The sequence below is a fragment of the Sphingomonas astaxanthinifaciens DSM 22298 genome, from assembly GCF_000711715.1.
Taxonomy (GTDB): Bacteria; Pseudomonadota; Alphaproteobacteria; order Sphingomonadales; family Sphingomonadaceae; genus Sphingomicrobium; species Sphingomicrobium astaxanthinifaciens_A.
Window position 1 is genome coordinate 1,922,501 of the sequence record NZ_JONN01000001.1, and the last position, 24,688, is coordinate 1,947,188.

A 24,688-nucleotide genomic window follows, 5' to 3' on the forward strand; every position below is an offset into this window, starting at 1 on the left:
GGTTCTCCGCGAAAACTATTGAGGTAGTGCCTCGGATGTTTTCCTCAGGGGGTAGAGCACTGGATGGATGCGGGGGTCGCGAGATCTACCAACTCTAACCAAACTCCGAATACCTGAGAGTATAGTCCGGGAGACAGACGGCGGGTGCTAAGGTCCGTCGTCAAAAGGGAAACAGCCCTAACCTACAGCTAAGGTCCCCAAGTCACGTCTAAGTGGGAAAGCATGTGGGACTTCCAAAACAACCAGGAGGTTGGCTTAGAAGCAGCCATCCTTTAAAGAAAGCGTAACAGCTCACTGGTCTAAATAAGAGGTCCTGCGGCGAAGATGTAACGGGGCTCAAGACGTGCACCGAAGCTTAGGGTTCAGTCTTTGACTGAGCGGTAGCGGAGCGTTCCGTAGGCCGATGAAGCGGAAGGGTAACCGACCGTGGAGGTATCGGAAGTGCGAATGCAGACATGAGTAGCGATAAAGAGGGTGAGATGCCCTCTCGCCGAAAGCCCAAGGGTTCCTGCGCAAGGCTAATCCGCGCAGGGTGAGTCGGCCCCTAAGACGAGCCCGAAGGGGGTAGTCGATGGGAACACGGTTAATATTCCGTGACCTGGTGGTGTGTGACGGATCACGTAAGTTGTCTGGCCTTATCGGATTGGTCCAGGCTTCGAAGTGGTTCCAGGAAATAGCCCCACCGTATAGACCGTACCCGAAACCAACACAGGTGGGCAGGTAGAGTATACCAAGGCGCTTGAGAGAAGTCTCCTGAAGGAACTCGGCAAATTGCCTCCGTACCTTCGGAAGAAGGAGGCCCTCATCGCGGGCAACCGCTTTGAGGGGGCACAGGCCAGGGGGTAGCGACTGTTTAACAAAAACACAGGGCTCTGCTAAGTCGGCTTCAAGACGACGTATAGGGTCTGACGCCTGCCCGGTGCCTGAAGGTTAAGAGGAGGTGTGCAAGCACCGAATTGAAGCCCAGGTAAACGGCGGCCGTAACTATAACGGTCCTAAGGTAGCGAAATTCCTTGTCGGGTAAGTTCCGACCTGCACGAATGGCGTAACGACTTCCCCACTGTCTCCAGGAGATGCTCAGCGAAATTGAATTCTCCGTGAAGATGCGGAGTACCCGCGGTTAGACGGAAAGACCCCGTGCACCTTTACTGCAGCTTCAGAGTGGCTGTGGGAAACAATTGTGTAGAATAGGTGGGAGGCTTTGAGGCATGGGCGCCAGCTCGTGTGGAGCCACAATGTGAAATACCACCCTGTTGTTTTCTACAGTCTAACCTCGCACCGTTATCCGGTGCAGGGACCCTCTGTGGCGGGTAGTTTGACTGGGGCGGTCGCCTCCTAAAGAGTAACGGAGGCGCGCGATGGTAGGCTCAGGACGGTTGGAAACCGTCTGTTAGAGTGCAATGGCATAAGCCTGCCTGACTGCGAGACTGACAAGTCGAGCAGAGACGAAAGTCGGTCATAGTGATCCGGTGGTCCCTCGTGGAAGGGCCATCGCTCAACGGATAAAAGGTACGCCGGGGATAACAGGCTGATAACCCCCAAGAGCTCATATCGACGGGGTTGTTTGGCACCTCGATGTCGGCTCATCACATCCTGGGGCTGGAGCAGGTCCCAAGGGTTTGGCTGTTCGCCAATTAAAGTGGTACGTGAGCTGGGTTCAGAACGTCGCGAGACAGTTTGGTCCCTATCTGCCGTGGGCGTCGATACTTGAGAGGAGTTGCCCCTAGTACGAGAGGACCGGGGTGAACATGCCTCTGGTGCACCAGTCGTCGTGCCAACGGCGCAGCTGGGTAGCTATGCATGGACGGGATAACCGCTGAAAGCATCTAAGCGGGAAGCCTCCCTCAAGATAAGGTATCATCGAGCCGTGGAAGACCACCACGTTGATAGGCCGGGTGTGGAAGTGCAGTAATGCATGGAGCTAACCGGTCCTAATTGCTCTGTTCGCGCTTGAGAGTCCCACCATCATCGACAGTTCTGCTGATCGATGGGTGTGTCACTCAGCTAGATGACGCCAGAATTTGGTCCGCACCGATTTCTAGAACTCTCTCGTCCCGCCGGCTTCATAGCTTGGTGACCATAGCGTCTGTGACCCACCCGATCCCATCCCGAACTCGGCCGTGAAACCAGACAGCGCCGATGGTACTTCAGCTCAAGCTGCGGAAGAGTAGGTCGTCGCCAGGCTTTGCAGCCGGCGGGCACGAGAGAAACCCATTCACATGTCATGGATCGCCGCCACTTGCCCTCGGGCAGTGGCGGCGTTTCTGTCTTTCGGGCAAGGCCTTGAAGCGCTCGCGCTTCGCAAGGCCAAGCGGCCGCCCGGACCGCTCGCCAGAGCGGGAGGAAGCCAAGTCAGCGGATGCTGGCGCCGGCGCCTGAGGCCCAACCATAGCGTCGCGGGGTGGAGCAGCCCGGTAGCTCGTCAGGCTCATAACCTGAAGGTCGTAGGTTCAAATCCTACCCCCGCAACCAACACAAAGGCCGTCCTTCGGGGCGGCCTTTTGTCGTTTGGGAGCCTAATGCTGGTCCGCGTTGTTCAGTCCGCGTGCGGATCGCGACCTACAACGTTAACGGCGTCAACGGACGCTTGCCCGTGCTGCTCGAGTGGCTCGCCACCGCCAGGCCTGACGTGGTCTGCCTCCAGGAGCTGAAGGCGCCGGACGAGAAGTTTCCCGCCGCAGCCATCGCCGACGCCGGCTACGGCGCGATCTGGCACGGCCAGAAGAGCTGGAACGGGGTCGCCATCCTGGCGCGCGGCTCGGATCCGGTCGAGACCCGTCGGGGGCTCCCGAACGATCCGGATCCTTCCCAGAGCCGCTACCTCGAGGCGGCGGTGGGCGGCGTGCTCGTCGGCTGCCTCTATCTCCCCAACGGCAATCCGCGGCCGGGCCCCAAGTTCGACTACAAATTGCGCTGGATTGCCGCCTTCGAAGCCCTCGCGGCCGAACTTCGGCCCCTGACCGAGCCCGTGGTCATCGCCGGCGACTACAACATCATCCCGACCGAGGCCGACGTGTACAAGCCCGAGCGCTGGGTCGACGACGCGCTCTTCGCACCCGAAGTCCGCGACGCCTTTGCGCGCCTGACCGCCGCTGGCTGGACCGATGCGCTCCGTGCGCTTCATCCCGACGAGCGCATCTTCACCTTCTGGGACTATTTCCGGAATGCCTTCGCGCGCGACGCCGGGCTTCGCATCGACCATCAACTGCTCAACGCGGCCGCCGCCGCCCGGCTCGCCAGCGCGGGGGTCGACCGCTCCGTCCGGGCCCTGCCCAGGACCAGCGATCACGCGCCCATGTGGATCGAGCTCGGCTAGGCGTTGCTCGGTTTCCGGCGACTGCTGGGCAAAGTCCTTGCCACCCACCGGCAGTGGCCCCGCCAATGTTGCACAGCTTTTGTTAGCCACCCGACAATCAACCGCTTAAGAATGAAGGCTGAGGCCGTGTCGGAAGTCTCAGGGAAGATGCGCCATGCCCGAATTCGTGAGTGATTTCTTCAGCGGCAATTTCCAGCCGCATGGCTATTGCCTGTTGTGGCGACCCGAACTCGTCTGGACCCACGTCATTTCCGACGCGCTGATCGCCGGTGCCTATTTTTCGATCCCGATCGCCCTCGTCACCTTCCTGCGTCGCCGACCCGACGTCGAGTTCGGTGGCATGTTCTGGCTGTTCGCGCTCTTCATCCTGTCCTGCGGCCTCACCCACGTCATGGGCATCTGGAACCTGTGGCACGGCGATTATGCGCTCGAGGCGACGATCAAGGCGATCACCGCCGCCGCCAGTGTTCCGACCGCCATCCTGCTCTGGCCCCTCATCCCCCGGGCGCTCGCCATCCCGAGCCCGTCGATGCTCCAGCGCAAGAACGACGAGCTCGCCGCCGCCCTGGCCGAGCGCGATGCGGCGCTCGATCGGCTGCAGGCCGAAATCGCGCAGCGCGAGCGCGCCGAAGCGGCGCTGGTCCATGCCAACAAGATGGAAGCGGTCGGCCAGCTGACCGGCGGCATCGCCCATGACTTCAACAATCTCCTCCAGGCCATCTCCGGGAATCTCGAGCTCATCCAGATGGTGCCTGGCGACGAGGCCAAGGTCACCCGCTGGGCCGGCAATGCCGCGCAGGCGGCCGAGCGCGGCACCAAGCTGACGGGTCAGCTCCTGACCTTCTCGCGCCAGCAACGGCTCGAGGCGCGACCGGTGAACGTGGCGCCCCTGCTGACGGGGATGGAGGACCTGCTGCGCAATTCGGTCGGCCCGACGGTGGGGCTGAGGATCGAGGTCGACGGCGATGTCGGGGCAGTGAGCTCGGATCCGACCCAACTCGAGCTTGCGATCCTCAATTGCGCGATCAACGGCCGCGACGCCATGCCGTCGGGCGGCACGCTGATCATCCGGGCCGAGCATGAGGGCGAGCGCGTGGCCATTCGCGTCATCGACCACGGGGTCGGCATGTCCGCCGATGTTGCCCAGCGCGCGCTCGAACCCTTCTTCACGACCAAGGGGCCTGGCCAGGGAACCGGGCTTGGCCTGTCCATGGCCTATGGCGTCGCCTTGGCGGCGGGCGGCGAACTGTCGATCGACAGCCGCATCGGGGAGGGGACGGTGGTCACCTTCCTGCTCCCCAAGGTCGCCGAATCCGAGGACCGGAAGGATGAGACGTCAGGCCAATCAGGGGCGACGCAGCAGCGGACGGCGGAGATCCTGCTGGTCGACGACGACGCATCGGTTCGCTCGACCGTGGCCGACATGCTCCGGTCGCGGGGCCATTCGGTGATCGAGGTCAGCGACGGCCCGCAGGCGCTGCTCCAGCTCGAGCGGTCGGCGGTGGACGTCATGTTGCTCGACTTTGCCATGCCGGGGATGAACGGGGCGGAAGTGGCCTCGCACGCCCTCGGGCTCCGGCCCGGACTGCGCCTCCTGTTCCTCAGCGGCTTTTCCGACAGCGAAGCGATCGATCGTGCGGTGAAGGGCCGGGCGCGGGTCCTGCGCAAGCCGATCACCGCCGACGAGCTCGCCCGCGCGGTCAACGAACTGATCGACTAGCGGCGGCGCTCGACGCCAGCGATCGCCTCGGCCAGCCAGCGCCCGGCGGTCAGGGCGCTGAGGTCGGTGGGATCGAGCGGCGGATCCCATTCTGTCAGGTCGATCACTCGGACCCGGTCAAGCGCGGTAAGCCGCCGCGTCGCGGTGAAGAAGTCGTGCGCTCGGATGCCATCGGGGCGGGCCCCGGGCGCGGCCGGGAACTGGCTCCGGTCGATGACGTCGATGTCGCAGTCGACGAGGATCGCCTCCATCGCCTCGAGCCGGTCGAGGGCGCGGTCGATCGCCTCGTTCATGCCCTGCTCGCGCACCTGTCGCGCGGTGATGACCAGATGCCCGCCGGCCAGCGCGTCGTCGTGCATCGCCTTGCTGTTGGCAAAGGGAGCGAGGCCGATCTGGACGATGTTGGCGCCGGGCAGGCCGTCCGCCCGCAGTGCGCGCACCGGATTGCCGTTCGACAACCCGTCGTCCAGCCCGCGCAGGTCGAAATGCGCGTCGAGCGTGATCAGCCCGCAGCGCTCCAGCGGCAGGCCTAGTGCGTCGGCCATGCCCAGCAGTCCGGGCCGGGTAACCGCATTGTTGCCCCCGACGAGGACGGTCAGCGCATGCCGCCCGACGCTCGCCGCGACGGCCTCGCGAATGGGACCGGTCGCATTCTCGATCTCGTGATCGGCGATGTCGAGGTCGCCGATGTCGGCAATCTCCGCCGCCAGTTCGCGCCCGCTGTCGATGTCGTAGCGGCCGATCCGCCGCAGGACCGCTCGCAACGCCGCCGGCGCAAGGTCGCAGCGGCCGGGCGTGACGGAACCCTTGCCGAGCGGGGCCCCGACGAGGCCGATCGGCGCCTCGACACCGGCGGGAAGGAGGAGATCGGTGAGGTTGGGCCACGCGCTGGTCATTGCCAGTGAGCCTAGCAGCCGCTTACAGCCCTGTCCCATGTGGGATCGCCTGATCACCGACTGCCATGTGCTGACCATGGAGCCGATCGGCGACGATCCGCTCGGCCTCATCCGCAATGCCGCGATCGGCATCCACGAAGGCAGGGTCGTGCGGGTCGGTCGCCGGACCGACCTCGCCGGCACCCGCGCGGCCGAGGTCGTCCCGCTGGGCGGCGCCTTTGTCACGCCCGGCCTGGTCGACTGCCACACCCATCTCGTCTTCGGCGGCACGCGCGCGACCGAGCATGCGATGCGCCGGGCCGGAGCCAGCTACGAGGACATCGCGTCGGCCGGCGGGGGCATCGCCTCGACGGTCGCTGCCACCGCCGCGGCAAGTGTCACCGAGCTTCTCGAGCAGTCGCGCGCCCGCCTGCATGCGCTGATGCGCGGCGGCGTCACCACGGTCGAGATCAAGTCGGGCTACGGCATCGATCCCGCCTCCGAGCTTCGCCTGCTCAACGTGATCCGGACGCTCGCCCGGTCCGAGCCGGTGCGGGTCGCGCCGACCCTGCTCGCGCTCCATGCCCTGCCCAAGGGTGCCGATCGCGCGGCTTATGTCGAGCGGATGGTCGAGGACCTGCTGCCGACCGTCGCTCGGCTCGGGCTGGCGACCAGCGTCGACGCCTTCTGCGAAGGGATCGCCTTCACCCCGCAGGAGACCGAGCGACTGTTTGAAGCCGCGAGCGCGCACGGCCTGCCGGTCCGGCTGCACGCCGAGCAGCTTTCCAACAGCCACGGCGCCGCGCTCGCCGCCCGCCACCGCGCGCTCTCGGCCGATCATCTCGAGCATCTCGACGAGGCCGGGGCCGCCGCCATGGCCGCGTCAGGGACGGTCGCCGTCCTTCTCCCCGGCGCCTTCTACACGCTTGGCGAGACGAAGAGGCCGCCGGTCGATCTCCTGCGCAAGCATGGCGTCCCGATCGCCGTCGCGTCGGACTGCAATCCTGGCACCTCGCCGAGCCTCGTCCCCCAGTTGGCGATGAACATGGCCTGCAACCTGTTCGACCTGACGCCCGAGGAAGCGATTGCGGGCATGACGGTCAATGCCGCCGCCGCCCTCGGGCTCGCGCACGAGGTCGGGACCATCGCGCCCGGCAAGGCGGCCGACCTTGCTGTGTGGCGGATCGCGCAGCCTGCCGAACTCGGCTACTGGATGGGGCTCCAGCCCGAGCGCCGCATCTTTGGCGGGCAGGACAGTCCCACTCCCTGAAGCGACAAAGGCTGCCCGATGCCGACCGAATATGTGATGCTCGCCGTCCTGATCCTGCTGGCCCTGGTCAACATCCTCTGGGCGGGCGCGGCGCGGACCAGGCAATATGGGTCCGAATGGAACATGGGCGCGCGCGACGAGAAGATGCCGCCGCTCCATCCCTTTCCTGCGCGCCTGCTCCGCGCGCAGGCCAATCTGTTCGAGACGCTGCCGTTGTTCGTCGCGGCCCTGCTCGGCGCGGCCGCCGCCGGCCATTTCGGCCCGCTCACCCACTGGGGCTCGATCATCTATGTCGCCGCGCGGATCGTCTATCTGCCGCTCTATGCCGCGGGCGTGCCCAAGTTCCGCACGCTTATCTTCCTCGTGTCGCTGATCGGCCTGCTGATGGTCTGGGCGGCGTTGCTGTTCGGCTAGAAGCCGGCCGCGCGGCCCGCTAAGCCGCAGCCATGACCGACCTCAGCACCCGCCTCGACAACAGCCGCCGGATCAAGGCGCGCACCGGCTCCGAACGCGTCGCCAGAAGCTGGCAGACCGAGGCGGCGGTGCGGATGCTGATGAACAACCTCGACGACGAGGTGGCGGAAGATCCGCAGAGCCTCGTCGTCTATGGCGGGATCGGTCGCGCCGCGCGCAACTGGGAAGCGTTCGACCGCATCGTCGCGACGCTCGAGCGCCTCGAGGACGACCAGACTCTGCTCGTCCAGTCGGGCAAGCCGGTCGGTGTCTTCCGCACCCACGCCGACGCCCCGCGCGTGCTCCTCGCCAATTCGAACCTCGTCCCCAAATGGGCGACGTGGGAGCATTTCCACGCGCTCGATCGCGCCGGGCTCATGATGTACGGCCAGATGACCGCCGGCTCGTGGATCTACATCGGCACGCAGGGCATCGTTCAGGGCACCTACGAAACCTTCGCCGAAATGGGCCGCCAGCATTTCGGCGGCGACCTCAAGGGCAAGTGGATCCTGACCGCCGGTCTCGGGGGCATGGGCGGGGCGCAGCCGCTCGCCGCGGTCATGGCCGGCGCGCACTGCATCGCGATCGAATGCCAGGAGAGCCGGATCGAGAAGCGCCTCGAGACCCGCTACCTCGACCGCCGCGCATCGACCATCGACGAGGCGCTCGAGATCATCCGCGCGGCCACCGAGCCGACCTCGGTCGGCCTCCTCGGCAATGCCGCCGAGATCATCCCCGAGATGCTCGCTCGCGGCATCCGGCCCGACGCCATCACCGACCAGACCAGCGCCCACGATCCGGTCAACGGCTACCTGCCGATGGGCTGGACCGTCACCGAGTGGATCGCGCGCCGCGAGACCGACCCCGAGGGCACCGCGGCGGCGGCGCGCATCTCCATGGCCCGTCATGTCGAGGCGCTGCTGAGCTACAAGGCCCAAGGCATCCCCGTCTTCGACTACGGCAACAACATCCGCCAGGAAGCGCTCGACACCGGCGTGACGAACGCGTTCGATTTTCCCGGCTTCGTGCCCGCCTACATCCGCCCGCTCTTCTGCCGGGGTATCGGCCCGTTCCGCTGGGTCGCGCTGTCGGGCGATCCGGAGGACATCTACAAGACCGACCAGCGGGTGAAGGAACTGATCCCCGACGATCCCCATCTCCACCGCTGGCTCGACATGGCGCGCGAGCGGATCGCCTTTCAGGGCCTGCCCGCGCGCATCTGCTGGGTCGGCCTTGGCCAGCGTCACCGGCTTGGCCTCGCCTTCAACGAGATGGTCCGCAATGGCGAGGTCAGCGCGCCGATCGTGATCGGCCGCGACCATCTCGACAGCGGCAGCGTCGCCTCGCCCAATCGCGAGACCGAGGCGATGAAGGACGGCTCGGACGCGGTCAGCGACTGGCCGCTCCTCAACGCGCTCCTCAACACCGCTTCCGGCGCGACCTGGGTTTCGCTCCACCACGGCGGCGGGGTCGGCATGGGCTATTCGCAGCATGCCGGCATGGTGATCGTCGCCGACGGCACCGAGGACGCCGCCCGCCGGCTCGAGCGGGTGCTGTGGAACGACCCCGCGACCGGGGTCATGCGCCATGCCGACGCCGGCTATGACGAGGCGCTTCGCTGCGCCCGCGAGCAGGGGCTCGATCTCCCGGGCCTGTGATGGGCACCGACGGTCACACTCCTGCCACGGACCGCCGCTAGCGGGGCGCCCGAGACCGAGGGGGTCTCTGTCGAACGCCGCGTCCTTTCAACCGGGGGCGCGGGCATTTCCGGAGTAATGATGACTATCCACTATCTTCGCCGTGCGCTGCTCGGCGGTACGGCGCTGCTCGTCGCCAACAGCGGTGCCGCCTTTGCCCAGACCGCGCCCGCCCAGACCGGCGAGGCCGCGACGGCGGACGCGCCGGCCGACGACATCGTCGTCACCGCGCAGCGCCGCTCGGAGCGGCTTCAGGACGTTCCGATCTCGGTCACCGCGGTTCGCGGCGATGCGCTGCGCGACTTCCAGGTCGGCGGCGAGGACATTCTCGCGCTTTCGGGCCGCGTTCCCGGTCTCTACGCCGAGACCACCACTGGCCGCATCTTCCCGCGCTTCTACGTCCGCGGGCTCGGCAACATCGATTTCTATCTCGGTGCCTCGCAGCCCGTGTCGATCGTCCAGGACGAAGTCGTCATGGAGCATGTGGTGCTGAAGTCGAACCCCGTGTTCGACATCGGCCAGGTCGAGGTGCTGCGCGGTCCGCAGGGCTCGCTGTTCGGCCGCAACACCACCGCCGGGATCGTCAAGTTCGACACGCTGCGCCCGACCAGCAGCACCCAGGGCCGCTTCAACGCGAGCTATGGCAGCTTCAACACCGTCACCTTCGACGGCGGCCTCGGCGGCCCGATCGCCGGCGACGTGCTGACCGGCCGTGTCTCGGCTTTCTACCAGCACCGCGACGACTGGGTCTCGAATAGCTATCGCGGCCCGAGCGCCGACGGCACCGTCTCGCCCGCCAAGGACGTGATGGGCGGCTTCGACGACAAGGCCGCGCGGCTGCAGCTCCAGCTCAAGCCCGCCACCGGCCTGAGCTTCCTCCTCTCGGGCCATGTCCGCGACTACAAGGGCACGTCGACCCTGTTCCGCCGCGCCGCGCTCGTCCGCGGGTCCAACTCGGTCGAGCGGGTCGTTCGCGACGAGGTCGCCTATGACGAGGCGCGCAACAATCCGCAGGCTTATAAAATGCAGGGCGTGTCGCTGCGCTCGAGCGTCGATCTCGGCGGGATCAGCCTGACCTCGATCACCGCCTACGAGCATGCCTCGGGCAACAGCCGCGGCGACACTGACGGCGGCGCGGCGGCCGATTATCCGTTCAACGGCCTGCCCAACGGCTATGGCCAGAGCGAGGGCCGGCTGCGCGATCTCGACCAGCTGTCTCAGGAAGTTCGGCTGGCCGACGACAGCGGTCCGTTCAAGTGGCAGGTCGGCGGCATCTATTTCGATTCGCGCGACACGACCGAATTCTACCAGCGCGCCTTCTTCACCGGCACCAACCCCAACAACTGGGTGCGGCTGCGCAACGTCAACACCTCGTGGGGCGTGTTCGGCCAGCTGAGCTACGACCTCACCGACGCGCTCAGCCTCACCGTCGGCGCGCGCCAGAGCACCGACCGCAAGCACACCCGCCTGCTCAAGGCTTCGCTCAACGCCGCCGGGGTCGACACCTACACCGGCCGCCGCGACGTTCGCCTCAAGGACAATGAGCCGAGCTGGGACGTCAGTGCGCTCTACAAGGTCAATCCCGACTTCAGCCTCTACGCGCGGGTCGCCCGGGGCTTCCGCGGGCCGACCATCCAGGGCCGTTCGGCGGTGTTCAACGCCGACTTCACCACCGCCAATTCCGAGACCAACCTGTCGGGCGAGGGCGGCTTCAAGTCCAACCTGTTCGGGCGCACGCTGACCCTCAACGGCTCGCTGTTCGCCTATCGGGTGCGCGACATCCAGCTCAACGGCAATGACAGCAACGGCAACGGCGTGCTGTTCAACGCCGACAAGGCGACCGGCTATGGCGCCGAGCTCGAGGCCGACTGGCGCGCGACCCCGACCTTCCGCATCGGCGCGGGTCTCTCGCTGCTGCGGACCAAGATCCGGGACAAGCGCGTCTTCGCGCAGACCTGCAGCCTCAACGGCGTGCAGACCTGCACCGTGCTCGATCCCTTCTTCATCCGCGGGACGGGCACGGGGCGGACCTATTTCGCGTCGATCGACGGCAATCCGCTGCCGCAGGCGCCGAAGTACAACCTCGACTTCAACGCGCGCTACGACGTGCCGATGGAGGGCGGGCGGGCCTATGTCTCGACCGACTGGAACCTCCAGGGCAAGACCAGCTTCGTCCTTTACCGGACGGTCGAGTTCACGGTCAGCGACAATCTCGAGGGCGGGCTCAAGCTCGGTTACGAGAGCGACCGCGGCTATGACGTGGCGCTGTTCGCGCGCAACATCACCAACGAGAAGAACCTCAAGGGCGTGATCGAGAATTACAATGCGGCCGTGCTCAACGAGCCGCGGGTGATCGGCATCAGCCTCGGCGCGCGCTTCCGCTAGGAGCCGCCACGAGCAGGTCGGGAAGGGCGGGGGCGCAAGGCGTCTCCGCCCTTTCTTTTTGCGCTCGCGACCGCTGTCACCATGTGGTCACCGATCCTTCACGGCCGCGTCCATTTCGCGCAACGAAGCTGTCGCCTGCCCTCCCTAGAGCCTCGCGCCAGAAGCCGGCTCCAAACCAGGCCGGGGGGACAAGGAAAATCCATATGACCATCGTCGTTCGCGGCGGCCTCAGGGCCCTGACTGCCATCCTGCTCAGCACCGGCGCGGCCGTCCCGGCCTTCGCCCAGGCGGGCGCGACCGCCCCGGCTCCGGCCCAGGCGACCGACGCCCCGCGGGCCGATTCGGCGCTCGCCGACCAGACCCCGCGTGACGAGAGCCAGGCGGTCGCCGCCGACAACGGCAGCCAGGTCGCCGACATCGTCGTCACCGCGACCAAGCGCGAGACCAACCTCCAGAAGACCCCGATCTCGATCTCGGTCGTGGGCGCCGACACCATCCGCGAGCGCCGCGTCCAGAGCCTGCTCGACCTTGCCGACGGCGGCGTTCCCTCGCTCCGCATCGCGACCTTCGAGGCGCGCCAGTCGGCGCTGACCATCGGTATCCGCGGCATCGTTCCCCTCGACGCCAACCAGCCCGCGCGCGAGCAGGGCGTCGGCGTCTATGTCGACGGCGTCTATCTCGGTCGCCAGCACGGCCTCAACGCGGCGCTGTTCGACGTCGAGCGGATCGAAGTGCTCAAGGGCCCGCAGGGAACCCTGTTCGGCCGCAACACCGAAGGCGGCGCACTCTCGATCGTGACCAAGGCCCCGACCGGTCGGCTCGAAGGCAATGTCACGGCCGGGATCGGCAACCTCGGCGCCTACAACACCTACGCCCACCTCAACCTGCCCGAGTTCGCCGGCTTTAGCGTCAAGCTCGACGGCATCCTCCAGCACCAGGACGCGATCACCAAGAACCCGCTCCCGGGCCAGGCCGGCTGGGGTTATTTCGATCGCCAGGGTCTTCGCGCCACGGTCCGCTGGAAGCCGGTCGCCGGCCTCACCAACGATTTCTCCTATGACTATGGCATCGACAAGAACACGCCGTTCTACAGCCAGCTGCTGAACTACAATCCGAACGGCTGCCTGAGCGGCGGTTCGAACCTCTCGCCGCTGCCGCTTCCGGCGGGCAGCACCTGCGTCACCCCCGGCACCGCCTTCACCGGTACGCAGGGCACCGTCCGTCCGCTGCTTCCCGGCGTGGTCGTCAACGGCGACAGCCTGATGCGCACCGCCGACATCGGCGTCCCGCAGAAGAAGAGCCGCGACAAGACCTTCGGCTACACCAACACTTTGCGCTGGTCGGTCATGCCCGAGCTCGAGATCCGCTCGATCACCGCGTGGCGCGGGGTCGACGTCGAGCAGTGGGACAATAGCGGCGGCGCGCACCGCGTGCCGGTCGTCAACCTCACCGCCTCGTGCACCGCGGCCGCGCCCTGCGCGTTCAGCCGCTACAGCCTCGCCGACCTGACCCAGCGCCAGTTCAGCCAGGAGCTGCAGGCGGTCGGTACCGTCGGTTCGATCGACTATGTCGCCGGCCTCTTCTACTTCAACGAGCGCGTCAGCGACGACGCCGCGACCCCGAACTCGATGGGCGCGGTGGCCGTGCTCAACAGCTCGAATCAGGTGGTCGGCGCCAATTACGTGCAGATCCCCTTCTGCACCGCCAGCACCCCGCTGTTCCTCGGCAAGGCGGTCAACGGCTGCTCGATCGACCGCGCCTCGCGGGTCCGCTCGCGCAGCTATGCCGCCTACGGGCAGGTCACCTGGAATGCGACCGACGCGCTGCACCTGACGGTCGGCGGCCGCTACACCAAGGACAAGAAGGAAGGCGAGCTCCTCTTCTCGCGCAACATCAACTATCGCGCCGACCCGGTCCGCGCCGCGGCCAACGGCTACAAGCCGCTTGACGAGAGCTGGAGCCGCTTCAACCCGCTCGCGGTGGTCGCCTACGACTTCACCCCGCGCATCCACGGCTATCTGAAATATGCGACCGGCTACCGCGCCGGCGGCGCCAGCAGCCGCACCTCCGACTATCGCGCCTTCGATCCGGAGGACGTGAAGAGCTACGAGGCGGGCCTCAAGACCGAGCTGTTCGATCGCCGCGTGCGCTTCAACATCGCCGGCTATTTGATGGACCGCAAGGGCAGCCAGGTCGACCTCAGCACCATCCAGCCGACTGCGACCGGCAACTTCAACAACCTCGTCACCTTCAATGCCCCCGGCACGACCAAGATCCGCGGCATCGAGGCCGACATCACGGTCAATCCGATGGAAGGCCTGCAGCTCGGTGCGAGCTACGCCTACACCTACACCAAGATCCCGAAGGTGCCGGTGACCTACTCGGCCTTCTGCACCGGCGTCGGCACGCCCTCGACCGCCTGCACCGCGGCCGGCCAGGCGATCAACACCACCACCGTCCCGCAGCAGTTCTTCATCGTGTTCACGCCGCGCAACGCGGCCAGCGGGTCGATCGACTACAAGCTGCCGGTCGGCTTCCGTGACGCGTCGCTCAAGTTCCACTTCGACGCCAACTATGCGCAGGCCACTCAGGCCTTCGACCAGTTCGCGACCAAGGCGGACAGCTCGTTCATCGTCAACGGCCGGATCAGCCTCGCCGACATCGCGATCGCGCCGGGCAGCGACTTCACCCTCAGCGTCTGGGGCCGTAACCTGTTCAACGAACAATATGTCTATCGCCGCGACCCGTCGAACAGCATTCCGGCGGTTCAGACCACGCCCGTCACCGGCGTCCCGAACATCCTGCTGATCGGCAACAACGGCGGCATTCTCGGCGACTACGGCAACTTCAACACGCCGCGCACCTTCGGCCTTGAAGGCACGGTGAAGTTTTGAGCGCTCGGGCCGTGGTCGAGGAGGGGGGGCACCCGTTCGTTGACTGCGGCCCCCTCCGCCTCGATCTCCTCGCCTACCGCCTCCGTCGGGAATCCAGTTCGCAGGAGCTGACCCTGACGGAGGCACGCCTCCTCGAAACCCTGATGGGGCAGCCCGGGCGTGTCTTCACCCGCGCCGAGCTCGAGTCGTTGCTGCCCTGCGGCGGCACCGGCGAGCGCGCGCTGACCGCCGCCATCTCGCGGCTCCGCCGTCCGCTCCTCGCGCTTGGCTGCGAGGGCTGCCTCCAGGCCGTGCGGGGCCAGGGCTATACGTTCGTCTGCCCGACCGAAGACGATCCGGCGGACGACTGACGCGCAGGCTCCCGCTTTTGCGATTGTCGGGCTAGAGGGCGGGCTTATGCTCCTCCTCGACCCCACCTCGATCGATCTCGCCACTCTCCGCCAGCTGTGGACCGGAGCGCGAGCGCGCCTGTCCGACGCCGCGCTGGCCAGCGTCGCCACTGCGGCCGAGGCGGTGGCCCGGATCGTCGCCGGCGGCGAGACCGTCTACGGGATCAACACCGGCTTCGGGCTCCTCGCGCAGGAGCGCATTCCGCCCGAGCGCCTCGCCGAGCTGCAGCGCAACCTCATCCTGTCGCATAGCTGCGGCATCGGCGAGCCCGCCCCGCGCGAGGTCGTCCGGCTGATGATCCAGCTGAAGCTCCTCGGCCTCGGCCGCGGCCATTCGGGGGTCCGCCTGATCGTGATCGACGCCCTTCAGGCGCTGCTCGACCATGACGCCTTGCCGGTGATCCCGAGCCAGGGCAGCGTCGGCGCCTCGGGCGACCTCGCCCCGCTTGCCCACATGACCGCCGCGCTGATGGGCCACGGCCGGATCGACTATGGCGGCGAAGTCCTTCCCGCGTCCGAGGTGCTCGACCGCCTCAAGCTCGCCCCGCTCGAACTCGGTCCCAAGGAAGGCCTCGCGCTCATCAACGGGACGCAATATTCGACCGCCGCGACGCTCCATGCCCTGTTCCTCGCCGAGCGGATTTTCGGCGCCGCGCTCCGGGCCGGGGCGCTTGCGGTCGATGCCCTGAAGGGCAGCGCCAAGCCCTTCGATCCGCGCATCTCCGACCTGCGCGGCCAGCCCGGCCAGATCCGCGTCGCCAAGGTCCTGCGCGAGCTGCTCGCGGGCAGCGCGATCGTCGCCTCGCACCACCGCTGCGGCCGGGTCCAGGATCCCTACAGCTTCCGCTGCATGCCGCAGGTGCTCGGCGCCAGCCTCGACCTGCTCGAGACTGCCGCGCGCACCCTCGTCATCGAGGCCGGCGCCGTCACCGACAATCCCATCCTCTTCTTCGATACCGACGAGGCGATCTCGGGCGGCAATTTCCACGCCCAGCCGGTCGCCTTCGCCGCCGACCTCGTCACCATGGCGCTGTGCGAGGTGGGCTCGCTTGCCGAGCGTCGGATTTCGGTCCTCGTCGATCCCAAGATGAGCGGGCTACCCGCCTTCCTGATCGACGACGGCGGGGTCAATTCGGGGCTGATGATCCCGCAGGTCACCGCGGCCGCGCTGGTCGCCGAAAACCGGGCCCATGCCTTCCCCGCCTCGGTCGATTCGATCCCCACCTCGGCCGGGCAGGAGGATCATGTCTCCATGGCCCCGATCGCCGCGCACAAGGCGATCAGGGTGGCGCGCAATACCGCCGGGATTCTCGCGATCGAGCTGATCGCCGGGGCGCAGGGCATCGACTATCACGCCCCGCTCGCCACCTCCGAGGCGCTCGGCGAGGTCCATGCCGCCGTCCGTGAGATGAGCCCACACCTCGGCGCCGACCGGATGCTCGCCGACGAGATAGCCGCGCTCCAGTCGGCGGTGCTCGGCGGCAACTTCGCCGGCGACTTCCTTCTTCACTCCTGACCCCCTAGAGGCGGCCCCATGACCATCACCGTTCACAGCGCCTTCGATTCCGGCAACATCCGCCTCGTGAAGGCCGACGGCGCTACCCTCGACCTCGAGATCGTCGACGACGCCGGGGGCGAATTTCGCCAGTGGTTCCACTTCCGCCTCGCCGGGGTGCGCGGGCAGGAGCTGACCCTCCGCATCACCAATTGCGGCGACAGCGCCTATCCGATGGGCTGGCCGGGCTACCAGGCCCGCGTCTCGACCGACCGCGAGAATTGGCTGCTGGCCGACACCTCTTACGAGAACGGCGTCCTCACCATTCGCCATTCGGCCGACACCGACCTCCTGTGGGTCGCCTATTTCGCGCCTTATTCGATGGAGCGGCACCATGATCTGGTGGCTAGCCTCGCCGAGCTCGACGAGATCACCTACCGCAATCTCGGCGACAGCCTCGACGGCCAGCCGATCGACTGCCTGACCATCGGCGAGGGGCCGCTTACCGTCTGGCTCTACGCCCGCCAGCATCCCGGCGAGAGCATGGCCGAATGGTGGATGGAAGGCGCGCTCGAGAAGCTGGTCGACTATGACGATCCGGTCGCCCGCGCGCTCCGTAAGCGCTGCACCTTCCACGTCGTCCCCAACATGAACCCCGACGGCAGCCGCCGTGGCCACCTGCGCACCAACGCCGCCGGCGTGAACCTCAACCGCGAGTGGCACGCGCCCAGCGCGACCCGCAGCCCCGAGGTGCTCTGCGTCCGCAACGCGATGGACGAGGACAAGCCCGTCTTCGCGATGGACATCCACGGCGACGAGGCGATCGCCGCCAATTTCCTCGCCGGCTTCGAGGGCATCCCCAGCCTCAAGCCGCGGCAGGAGGAACTCTACCATCTGTTCGCCGCGACGCTCGAGCAGATCTGCCCCGACTTCCAGACCGAGCAGGGCTATGAACTGTCGCGCCCGGGCGAGGCCAATCTCTCGATGAGCACGACCCAGCTCGCCGAGCGCTACGGCTGCGTCTCGATGACGCTCGAAATGCCGTTCAAGGACCACGCCCCCATGGCCGACCCGGTCTACGGCTGGAGCCCCGAGCGATCGAAGGCGCTGGCCCGCTCGTGCCTCGACGCGCTCCACCAGATCCTGCCCGAACTCGAGAAGCGCTGACGAACGTGCCGACCCTCGTCCTCCTCCGCCACGGCCAGAGCCAGTGGAACCTCGAGAACCGCTTTACCGGCTGGTGGGACGTCGACCTGACCGCCCAGGGCGAGGCCGAGGCCAGTGCCGCCGGCCAGCTCCTCAAGGACAAGGGCCTCGACCTCGACCGGGTCTTCACCTCGGTCCAGAAGCGCGCGATCCGCACCGCCAACCTCGCGCTGGACGCGCTCGACCGCAGCTGGCTGCCCGTCACCAAGGACTGGCGGCTCAACGAGCGCCACTATGGCGGCCTCACCGGCCTCAACAAGGCCGAGACGGTGGCGAAGGTCGGCGAGGAGCAGGTCCGCATCTGGCGCCGCAGCTTCGACGTCCCCCCGCCGCCGCTCGACGCGTCCAGCCAGTATGCGAGCCTCCAGCAGGACCGCCGCTACGCCGGCATCCCCGTGCCCGCGACCGAGAGCCTCAAGGACACGATTGCCCGCGTCCTCCCCTATTTCGAGGCCGAGATCGCCCCCGCCCTGAAGCGCGGCGAACGCATCCTCGTCGCCGCCCACGGCAACAGCCTCCGCGCGCTCGAGAAGCACCTCAGCGGCATCTCCGACGCCGACATCATCGGCCTCGAGATCCCGACCGGCCAGCCGATCGTCTACGAACTCGACGACCAGCTCCGCAAGGTCGACCGCTACTACCTCGCAGAGCGCCAAGCCTGAGGCGAGCGAGCGAAGCGTAGCCGAATTGGGCGAGAGACGCGGCGCCGGTCGGCCAGCCTGCGCGAAGCGACAACTCTGACGTCACGGGATTCATTCGCGTGACGGCCGGTGCGAAAATCCGCTGTCCTACAGCTAACCAATAAGGTTAGCCTGAGGCCATGCAGAACCGCACGCCCGGCCGCCCCAACGGCGGCGAACCGCTCCCCGACTTCCAGCCGGTCGCCCGCCGCTTCCGCCACGACGGCTGGACCCCCGAGCGCCAGCGCGCCTTCATCGCCGCGCTCGCCGACACCGGCTCGGTCTCCCGCGCCGCGGCGCTGGTCAACATGAGTCCCGAGGGCGCCTATTATCTCCGCCGCCAGGCCGGCGCCGAAAGCTTCCGCCGCGCCTGGGAAGCCGCGCTCGACTTCGGCGTCCAGCGCCTCCGCGACATCGCGATGGAGCGCGCGCTCACCGGCGAGCTCGTCCCCGTCATGAGCTTCGGCAAGCTCGTCGGCTACCGCCGCAAGACCAACGACCGCCTCCTCATGTTCATCCTCCGCATGAACAGCGGCACGCTCCACCGCCCCGCCACCCCGCGCCCGCTTGGCCGAGAGGGAGGGAGCCGCCAGCGGCGACGGAAGGGTGAGGGCCTGTCGAAGCTCTCCCAGCCACTTCTCCCCACCCGGCTTGTCTCGGTTGGTTTGGATGGACAAGCCACCCAAACGGCGGCCGAGCGTCAGGACGACCAGGCCGCCCTCATCCGCCACTTCGACCCCGTCGATCTCAGCCTCGAGCAGATCGAGGCCCTCCAGCAGCTCCTGAGCGACGCCGCGGCCGAGCACCGCCACCGCGCCGCTCATCCCGAGACCGACCCCGCCATCCACTATCTCCCTGCCGACGACGTCACCCACGCCCTCGAAAGCGGCTTCACCGACGACGAGACCGGCGCCTACACGGCCGGCGGCGAGGCCGAGATCGACTGGCGCCGCCTCGACGAGGCCGGCCTCCACGACCAGGCCGCGATCGACGAGGCCGTCGCCCGCGCCGCTTGCCCCACCTTGGCTGAGCAGGCCGAGATCGACGCCCACCGCGCCGACTTCCTCGCCGACCTCCGCCGCACCGGCCAGCACGCCAACGCCGACCAGATGGAGCAGCGCTGGGCCCAGGAACGCGCCCGCCGAGAAGGGAAGGACGACCGATGAAGCAGCCGAGCGATTACGAAGAGAGCGGCCTGGGAATGCAGACGTTTTCGCTGAACAGCGACTACTGCCACTGGCTGACGCTCGCGGACCCGGAGCCCAGCATGCTGCCGCGGGTGGGGCGGATGGATAGCCTCAACGGGCGAATGTGGCGGCTGCCGCCGGGGTTGGAGGGAGAGGAAGGTTCAGAGTTGGGGCTTGGCGCTCCACGCAGGCCCCGCCGCAAACGCTGACCTCTTCGTCACCCCGGACTTGATCCGGGGTCCGCATTTCATCGGTCGCTTCTATAGCGAGGGTGAGGCCCTGCCAGGGAAGGCGGCGCTGCAGCGAAGCCTTATATTATTTCGGCGGCTTAAACTTTCGTAAGGTGGCCTCAGCCTCATCACTCCCTAGGCCATAAGTTGCATGCGCTAGGGCGCGGGCAGCTTCGCGCCGCTCGTTGGCCTCTTGGAAAAGGCGGTTCGCTTCTTCCAACTCGTGCGTGACTGCTTGGGCGATGTCCTCGCCAGGCACTGGAACAACGACATCTGCAATCGTCTCCCAATCAACGCGAGTCCGACCTACTCCACTAGCTCGCATAAGAAATTCAGCTCGAATTTCGGGCGAACGCAATATCGTCCAGAGAACCCAAGGGTCTACCCCATCAAGCGTGCGAAAGACCGAGTATTCCGAGGTGACAACGCAGCCATCAAGCTCAGGTGGTACAACGCAAGTTGAACCGTTAACCGCGTTGATATTGCTCATCGCGATGTCGCTTGCATGCACTCTACGTAACGTTCCACTGGTCATGATGTCACTTGTATTCACCGTGGCCCCGACCTTAGCAAACCCGTCGTAACCGACTACAAGGTAAGTCACCTCTTGTGCGACACCATCTAATTCTACGATGTCATCCTCGGCCGGGGCTACAGGCGCAATTAAGGCGCTAAGCACGTCTGTCCGCACGTTCTGACTTTGCCAAGTGGGCAGGAGTCGGTCGCGCACTCCGGTGCACGATTTAACATCGAGGCGATCTGTTATTTGGTCTGGTCTGACCAAGAACCCCTCTGGGATGGCTTGGCCAGCGGAGTACCTGCTATACAAGCCTACAACCTCATCTATCTCGGCGGTCGCACGTTCGCGATTGATCCGATCGATGGGAAGAGTGCGCTGTCGCGCCGGATCATCTATCCCAACATACTGGCAGGCGAACATGAAAACCGGACCTTGCGCGTCCGGGACGTTCTCCCTTTGTGTCCTCTTTTCCAGCACTATTAGGGATGTTTTCACTCGGGCCTGCGAACGCTGGAAAGCGTCGCCGGGCAACGAGATGATCGCTTTAATCAAAAAGTGCGAACGGAGGTAATCTCTAAAACCGCGATACTTGGAGCCTCCAAGCAAGCCGTCGTCAATCACCGAAACGAGGCGCCCGCCTGGCTTAAGCACATCGAAATAACGTTCGAAAAAAAGAAGGTTTGACTTAACCGCCTGTCGACCTCTTGAGAGTTCGTAATCGCTTAGTGTTCGACCTTGCGCGGGATTTGTGCGCTTATACTCTTTCGCGAAAGGGGGATTTGTAAGTACGACATCAAAAATACCGTTTTCGTCAGAAGCCAACATAGTACGGAACTGCTCCGCTTGGCGTCGGATTTCAGCACTGTCGGCCGGATTCGTTCGAACACGCTTGTCTAGAAAGTCAGCCTCGTAAATCGATGTGCCACCATCTCCGTGGAGGTACATGTTCATTCGAGCCAAACGAGCCTGATTAGGGTCTTTGCCAACGTCGACGCCGACTAGAGCATTGTTAGCTACGCTGTGGCGGAGCTGCCTTTTTTCTTGATCTGACAAGGTGGGATTATCGGCAATCGACTGCCACATGTACGCAAGCGCATCGATGAGGAAGCCGCCGGTACCGCAGCAACCATCAAGAACTTTCTCGACTCTATGAAGATCGACAGTGGGAGCTGCAATCCTCGTTCCCAGCTTAACAACGCTCCTCGGAGTAAAGAACTGCCCCAAATCTTTACCGCGCATGGTAGCGGATAGAAATGTCTCGAAAAGCCTTCCATTGAGATCAACATCAATGCCAAATAAGAAGGTACTCTCGAGACGGCGGACAACAGCTAAAATCGTCTCAGGAGTTAGCCGAATCTGTGAAGCGGGTTCAAAAATCCGCTTTCTAGTTCCGGCAGAAATCTGTTCTTCTAGCTGCTCTACGAGCTGCCTAAACTGCAAAGCATCGATAGGATTAGGCGCGTCCTCTTCACGAGCCTGTATCCACTGAGTCGAGAAGCGAACATCTTGAGCCGGAACATCAAAATGTTCCTGCCATATCAAATCGCCAAACTGATCTCGTATGTTTCGATCAGATATAAGTTTAAGAAATACAAGCTTTACAAATTCAGTAAAGCCTGCAGCCTGACTAATATTATCGGTTTTATATATGTGCTGATGGCACCAAGAGAAAACGGCATTCACCTCTGGGATGGAGCGTCTGTAGAATCGGTGCTGCTGAACTTGCTGGTCGGCCGCCTCCGCTGTCGCCGAAGGCCGAAGGAGCTCCTTGAGCCTGATGTACTTGGGGTGATCATCTCGCACCTCATCGAAGGACAGGTCCAGCAACGGCCTACCTTCATCCCACTCATAAAGAAGGGTGCGAATGCCGTTAGATAGAAGGAAGTATCTCGCCGGATTCTCGTTGCGGAACTGCCGGTTCAAGGTGATGCAATAAGAAGTTGCCTGGCCTACCCACTCAATAAGGTCTTCGTGAGCGGCCTTTGCGTCAACAACGACACGTGGTTTTGCGTCGTAGTTGAGAATGTAATCTGGACGATAGGGAGTGAGGCGTCGGCCGAGCGCTATCTCCACCCGCTCAATGGCATCTTTGAATCTAATCTGGTGGTCTGCATATCCTAGGTCTCGGATAAGCGGAGTCACAAACAAGTTTTCTACGGCGGCTTCATTCGTGAGGTTTGTACGATTGCAAAACTTAGTCACTCACATGCTCCCCGTGACCCGCGAACTTCGAGACTTCGTAGAGTTGGGAAAGAAAGCCGTCACGGAGTATTTCCGTGACGTCGGTCGTGTCGGGCAGCGCCGCTTCGGCCGCTCGCCCGCACACCGGCCGGGCCTCGCGCTCTCTTCGCCTAAGCTGCCGTCCGCCGCGCGGCGTGCTCACTTAGGCTCAGGCGCCTACCCCTCATCCCCCATCCGCAGCGCCGCAATGAACGCCTCCTGCGGGATGCTGACATTGCCATATTCCCGCATCCGCGCCTTGCCCTTCTTCTGCTTCTCCAAGAGCTTGCGCTTGCGCGTCGCGTCGCCGCCATAGCACTTGGCGGTCACGTCCTTGCGCAGTGCGCTGATCGTCTCGCGGGCGATGACCTTGCCGCCGATCGCGGCCTGGATCGGGATCTTGAACATGTGCCTCGGGATCAACTCCTTGAGGCGCTCGACCATCCCGCGGCCGCGCTGCTCGGCGGTGCCGCGGTGGACGATCATGCTCAGCGCATCGACCGGCTCCTCGTTGACGAGGATGCTCATCTTGACGAGGTCGCCCTCACGCGTCCCGATCTGGTGATAGTCGAAGCTCGCATAGCCCTTCGACATGCTCTTCAGGCGATCGTAGAAATCGAACACCACTTCGTTGAGCGGCAGCTCGTAGGTGAGCTGGGCGCGGCCGCCGACGTAGGTCAGGTTCTTCTGGATCCCCCTGCGGTCCTGGCAGAGCTTGAGGATCGGCCCCAGATATTCGTCGGGGACGTAGATGGTCGCCTCGATCCACGGCTCCTCGATGCTCTCGATCCGGTTGGGATCGGGCATGTCGGCCGGGTTGTGGAGATAGATGGTCTTGGCGTCCTCGTTCTTCGAATGCGTCAGGTGCATCGTGTAGACGACGCTCGGCGCGGTGGTGATGAGGTCGAGGTCATATTCCCGGCTCAGCCGCTCCTGGATGATCTCGAGGTGGAGGAGCCCGAGGAAGCCGCAGCGGAAGCCGAAGCCCAAAGCCGCGCTGCTCTCGGTCTCGAAGCTGAAGCTGGCGTCGTTGAGGCGGAGCTTGCTGATGCTTTCGCGCAGCTTCTCGAAGTCGGCGGCATCGACCGGGAAGAGGCCGCAGAAGACCACCGGCTGGACTTCCTTGAAGCCGGGGAGGGGGGCGTCGGCGCGGCGCTTGGCGTCGGTGATGGTGTCGCCGACGCGGGTCTGGGCGACTTCCTTGATCTGCGCGGTGATGATCCCGATTTCGCCCGGCCCCAGTTCGGGGAGCATCTCGAGCTTGGGACGCATGCAGCCGACGCGGTCGACGAGGTGGCGGGTGCCGGCCGCCATGAAGACGATTTCCTGCCCCTTGCGGATCGCGCCGTCGATCACGCGGATGAGGATGACGACGCCGAGATAGGGGTCGTACCAGCTGTCGACGAGCATCGCCTTGAGCGGCGCGTCACGGTCGCCCTTGGGCGGGGGGATGCGGGTGACGATGGCCTCGAGGACCTCGTCGATGCCGATCCCGCTCTTGGCGCTGGTGAGCACCGCGTCCGAGGCGTCGAGCCCGATCACTTCCTCGATCTCGGCCTTGACCTTGTCGGGCTCGGCGGCGGGGAGGTCGATCTTGTTGATGACCGGGACGATCTCGTGGTCGTGCTCGATCGACTGGTAGACGTTGGCCAGCGTCTGGGCCTCGACCCCCTGTGCGGCGTCGACCACGAGCAGCGCGCCCTCGCAGGCGGCGAGGCTGCGGCTGACCTCGTAGGCGAAGTCGACGTGGCCGGGCGTGTCCATCAGGTTGAGCGTGTAGCTCTCGCCGTCCTTGGCCTTGTATTCGAGGCGGACGGTCTGGGCCTTGATGGTGATCCCGCGCTCCTGCTCGATCTCCATGTTGTCGAGGACCTGGCCGTGGGTCATCTCGCGCTCGGTCAGGCCGCCCGTCTTGAGGATCAGCCGATCCGCCAGCGTCGACTTGCCATGGTCGATATGCGCGATGATGGAGAAATTGCGGATGTGGCTGAGGTCGGTCATGTCGCGCGCCCGCTAGCAGGCCGCGCGGCTGCTGTCAGCCGTCCCGAGGGTCCAGCCCTGCGCGAACGTCGGCCGGGCGACCTTCGCCAAGCGTTCCCGTCTTTCGTCGAAGCCGGGCCGCCGTTCGTCGACGCACCGCCGCAGGCGCGC

The 24,688-nt window shown here is 65.4% G+C and carries 16 protein-coding genes, 1 tRNA gene and 2 rRNA genes (1 of these 19 only partly in view); 16 read left to right on the plus strand and 3 right to left on the minus strand.

Going from position 1 to position 24,688, the window contains the following annotated elements; all coding sequences use genetic code 11:
* From BS69_RS0110000 to BS69_RS0110020, 5 genes are all read left to right on the plus strand, one after another.
* Positions 1–1,955: ribosomal RNA gene (locus BS69_RS0110000) — 23S ribosomal RNA — on the plus strand (it extends 839 nt beyond the left edge of the window).
* 114 nt (positions 1,956–2,069) lie between these two features.
* Positions 2,070–2,184, plus strand: a 5S ribosomal RNA gene (gene rrf, locus BS69_RS0110005).
* A gap of 211 nt (positions 2,185–2,395) precedes the next feature.
* Positions 2,396–2,472, plus strand: a tRNA-Met gene (locus BS69_RS0110010).
* Positions 2,473–2,545: 73 nt separating this feature from the next.
* On the plus strand, positions 2,546–3,316 hold the full coding sequence (locus tag BS69_RS0110015) for an exodeoxyribonuclease III (protein ID WP_029941809.1): 771 nt from the start codon (positions 2,546–2,548) through the stop codon (positions 3,314–3,316).
* A 154-nt stretch (positions 3,317–3,470) separates the two neighbouring features.
* Positions 3,471–5,036, plus strand: coding sequence for a response regulator (locus BS69_RS0110020; RefSeq protein ID WP_029941810.1), 1,566 nt, complete (start codon positions 3,471–3,473; stop codon positions 5,034–5,036).
* Here BS69_RS0110020 and BS69_RS0110025 read toward each other — a convergent pair.
* Positions 5,033–5,932 (minus strand): arginase family protein, encoded by a 900-nt coding sequence (locus BS69_RS0110025; RefSeq protein ID WP_029941811.1) that lies wholly within the window; start codon positions 5,930–5,932, stop codon positions 5,033–5,035. The two genes, BS69_RS0110020 and BS69_RS0110025, sit on opposite strands and share 4 nt — an antisense overlap.
* Before the next feature lie 37 nt (positions 5,933–5,969).
* Between BS69_RS0110025 and hutI the strand changes: the two genes are divergently transcribed.
* The 11 genes from hutI (at position 5,970) to BS69_RS0110080 (ending at position 19,776) form a co-directional block, all read left to right on the plus strand.
* Positions 5,970–7,181, plus strand: a complete 1,212-nt coding sequence (gene hutI / locus BS69_RS0110030; RefSeq protein WP_029941812.1) for an imidazolonepropionase — start codon at positions 5,970–5,972, stop codon at positions 7,179–7,181.
* Between the two features lie 18 nt (positions 7,182–7,199).
* Positions 7,200–7,595, plus strand: a complete 396-nt coding sequence (locus tag BS69_RS0110035; RefSeq protein WP_029941813.1) for an MAPEG family protein — start codon at positions 7,200–7,202, stop codon at positions 7,593–7,595.
* Positions 7,596–7,627: 32 nt separating this feature from the next.
* Positions 7,628–9,292 (plus strand): urocanate hydratase, encoded by a 1,665-nt coding sequence (gene hutU, locus BS69_RS0110040; protein ID WP_029941814.1) that lies wholly within the window; start codon positions 7,628–7,630, stop codon positions 9,290–9,292.
* Between the two features lie 117 nt (positions 9,293–9,409).
* A complete protein-coding gene (locus tag BS69_RS0110045) occupies positions 9,410–11,716 on the plus strand; it encodes a TonB-dependent receptor (RefSeq protein WP_029941815.1) in 2,307 nt (768 codons plus the stop codon).
* Positions 11,717–11,919: 203 nt separating this feature from the next.
* Positions 11,920–14,610 carry a TonB-dependent receptor gene (locus tag BS69_RS0110050; protein WP_084184446.1) on the plus strand — a complete coding sequence of 897 codons (2,691 nt, stop codon included), beginning with the start codon at positions 11,920–11,922 and terminating at the stop codon, positions 14,608–14,610.
* Between the two features lie 11 nt (positions 14,611–14,621).
* Entirely contained in the window at positions 14,622–14,960 is a 339-nt protein-coding gene (locus BS69_RS14665; RefSeq protein WP_051676681.1) for a winged helix-turn-helix domain-containing protein, read from the plus strand.
* A 46-nt stretch (positions 14,961–15,006) separates the two neighbouring features.
* Positions 15,007–16,515 (plus strand): histidine ammonia-lyase, encoded by a 1,509-nt coding sequence (hutH, locus tag BS69_RS0110060; protein WP_029941818.1) that lies wholly within the window; start codon positions 15,007–15,009, stop codon positions 16,513–16,515.
* Positions 16,516–16,533: 18 nt separating this feature from the next.
* Complete coding sequence (locus BS69_RS0110065; protein ID WP_029941819.1) at positions 16,534–17,661, plus strand: M14 family metallopeptidase; 1,128 nt, start codon at positions 16,534–16,536, stop codon at positions 17,659–17,661.
* Between the two features lie 5 nt (positions 17,662–17,666).
* Positions 17,667–18,362 (plus strand): 2,3-diphosphoglycerate-dependent phosphoglycerate mutase, encoded by a 696-nt coding sequence (gpmA, locus tag BS69_RS0110070; RefSeq protein WP_029941820.1) that lies wholly within the window; start codon positions 17,667–17,669, stop codon positions 18,360–18,362.
* Between the two features lie 158 nt (positions 18,363–18,520).
* On the plus strand, positions 18,521–19,546 hold the full coding sequence (locus tag BS69_RS14580; RefSeq protein WP_051676682.1) for a hypothetical protein: 1,026 nt from the start codon (positions 18,521–18,523) through the stop codon (positions 19,544–19,546).
* Positions 19,543–19,776, plus strand: a complete 234-nt coding sequence (locus BS69_RS0110080; RefSeq protein WP_156956995.1) for a hypothetical protein — start codon at positions 19,543–19,545, stop codon at positions 19,774–19,776. Before BS69_RS14580 ends, BS69_RS0110080 begins: the two co-directional genes overlap by 4 nt.
* A 106-nt stretch (positions 19,777–19,882) precedes the next feature.
* Here the strand turns inward: BS69_RS0110080 and BS69_RS14010 are convergent, their stop codons facing one another.
* Positions 19,883–22,519 carry an N-6 DNA methylase gene (locus BS69_RS14010; RefSeq protein WP_084184448.1) on the minus strand — a complete coding sequence of 879 codons (2,637 nt, stop codon included), beginning with the start codon at positions 22,517–22,519 and terminating at the stop codon, positions 19,883–19,885.
* Positions 22,520–22,714: 195 nt separating this feature from the next.
* Entirely contained in the window at positions 22,715–24,538 is a 1,824-nt protein-coding gene (lepA, locus tag BS69_RS0110085) for a translation elongation factor 4 (RefSeq protein WP_029941823.1), read from the minus strand.
* Between the last annotated feature and the right edge of the window lie 150 nt (positions 24,539–24,688).